Consider the following 2,118-nt stretch of genomic DNA (forward strand, 5'->3'; position numbering starts at 1 on the left):
GCCGGACCGGGACCAACGCGGGGCGGCGGCGCCGGGGCGCGGGCGGCACGGTCAGCAACCCCGGCTCCGGCGGCGGCAGCACCCGCACGTCGATCGGGCCGGCCAGCCGGATCACCCGGTTGATCACCGAGCCGGACACCAGCTCGCGCAGCCTGCTGCGGCTGGTCGGCCCCAGCAGGATCTGCGTGGCGCTCTCCGTCCGGGCGAAGTCCACCAGCGCACGTGCCACGTCGCCGCCGCTCACCTCGACGTAACCGCCGTGCAACTCCCGCAGCAGCGCCCGCTGCGCGGCCAGGCCCGGCGGCTCACGCTCGGCCGTGCCGTCGTCCAGCCGGACGTGCACGCCGAGCAGGTCCCCGTGCATCCGGGTCGCGGTGCGGGCTCCCCGGCGGATCAGGTGCTCGCCCTGCGGGGCGCCGTTCAGCGCGACGAGGATCCGCTCCTTGGTCTCCCAGGGCGCCCGGATGCCGTGCCGGGCGCGGTAGTCGGCCAGTTCCTCCTCCACCCGGTCCGCGAGCCAGAGCAGTGCCAGCTCCCGCAGGGCGCCGAGGTTGCCGGCCCGGAAGTAGTGGCCGAGGGCCACGTCGATCCGGTCCGGCGCGTAGATCTCCCCCTGCGCCATCCGCGCCCGCAACGCCTGCGGGCTCAGGTCGACCAGCTCGATCCGGTCGGCGGCACGGACCACCTCGTCCGGGATCGTCTCCCGCTGGGCGACGCCGGTGATCTGCTCGACGACGTCGTTGAGACTCTCCAGGTGCTGGATGTTGAGCGTCGTCGCCACGTCGATCCCCGCGTCCAGCAGCTCCCGCACGTCCTGCCAGCGCTTCTCGTTCCGCCCGCCGGGCACGTCGGTGTGCGCGAGCTCGTCCACCAGCGCGAGCGCCGGACGGCGCGCCAGCAGCGCGCCCAGGTCCAGCTCCGTCAGTTCCGTTCCCCGGTACGACACCGTCCGCCGGGGCAACACCGGCAGGTCCCCCAGCTGCTCCTCCGTCCCGCGCCGGCCGTACGTCTCGACCAGGCCGACCACCACGTCCAGGCCCTCGCCGTACAACCGCCGCCCCTCCCGGAGCATGGCGTACGTCTTCCCCACCCCCGGCGCCGCTCCCAGGAACACCCGCAGCTTCCCGGCCACCGCCGTCCCACCGCCTCTCTCCGCCTCCGGTTCCATGCTCCGCCCTACCCGGCGTGGACGCGCGGGCGCCCGCGCCGTGCGGGCTCTCCTGCGCCACCCTCCAGCAGCCGTGCCCGAAACCTCGTCCGCCGCGTCGACGCAGCCGCACCCGACGAACTCACCTGCGCCCCCTGTCCACGTCCCCGAGCCGGCGCCACCGAGGCGGCGGCAGGGCGAAAGGCTATGCGACCAGCCGCTTCGCTCCCGGCAACCGCCCGCGTGGATTCGCCCCGTCGGCCCAGCGGCCCGTTGTCATCCGTTTTCGGTGGCTGGTGCGTCCTAGGGGTATGAAGCGCGAATCGATCCGCCCGGGGGGCTCCGGATCCGACCCGTTCGACGAGTTCGTCGCAACGCGGTACCAGGCCCTGCTGCGGGGTGCGTACTTGATCACGGGAGACGTCCACGACGCCCGGGACCTGCTGCACGACGCCTTGGCGCAGGTCTACCCGAAGCGGTCGGCGATCCGGGACGCAGCGGCGACCGAGGGGTACGTCCGCAGAACGATGGTCCGCACCCACGTCTCGCGGTGGCGGCGGACCAGACGCGAGGTGCTCACCTCCGTGCTGCCCGACGGACCGGCGGCCCAGGAGGGCGAGCGGGACGACCAGTTGGCGACGGCGCTGGCCGGGCTGCCGCGGCGGCAGCGGGCGGCCGTGGTGCTGCGCTACTACCTGGACCTGCCGGTCGCGCAGGTGGCGGAGGAGCTGGGGTGTTCGGTGCCCACGGCGAAGACGCACCTGGCGCGCGGGATCAAGGCGCTTCGACAGGACATGGAAAACGTGAGGGAGAGGGAGTTGGTGGGGCCGTGAACGCTGAGGACAGGTTCGAGGAGGAGCTGGTCACCCGGCTCGGAGCGCATGCGGCGGGGGTCGCGGGCAGCCCGCCGCTGGCCGAGCTGCGCGAGGCCGGACGGCGGCGGGCCAGGCGGCAGGCGGCCGTGCGGGGGG

At 74.3% G+C, this 2,118-nt stretch carries 2 protein-coding genes; one reads left to right on the forward strand and one right to left on the reverse strand.

Annotation, left to right across the window (positions count from 1 at the left end; genetic code table 11):
- Positions 1 to 1,132: universal stress protein (locus KS423_RS44120; RefSeq protein ID WP_224285309.1), on the reverse strand; the 1,132-nt coding region annotated here is incomplete at its 3' end.
- Between the two features lie 326 nt (positions 1,133 to 1,458).
- Here KS423_RS44120 and KS423_RS44125 point away from each other — a divergent pair.
- On the forward strand, positions 1,459 to 1,980 hold the full coding sequence (locus KS423_RS44125) for a SigE family RNA polymerase sigma factor (RefSeq protein ID WP_224285310.1): 522 nt from the start codon (positions 1,459 to 1,461) through the stop codon (positions 1,978 to 1,980).
- Positions 1,981 to 2,118 lie beyond the last annotated feature (138 nt).

Origin of the sequence: Streptomyces sp. LS1784 (assembly GCF_020103755.1) — a bacterium.
GTDB lineage: Bacteria > Actinomycetota > Actinomycetes > Streptomycetales > Streptomycetaceae > Kitasatospora.

Excerpts from the sequence above, each read along its gene's own strand:
- KS423_RS44125 (WP_224285310.1), top strand. The coding sequence starts at position 1,459 with ATGAAGCGCGAATCGATCCGCCCGGGGGGCTCCGGATCCGACCCGTTC.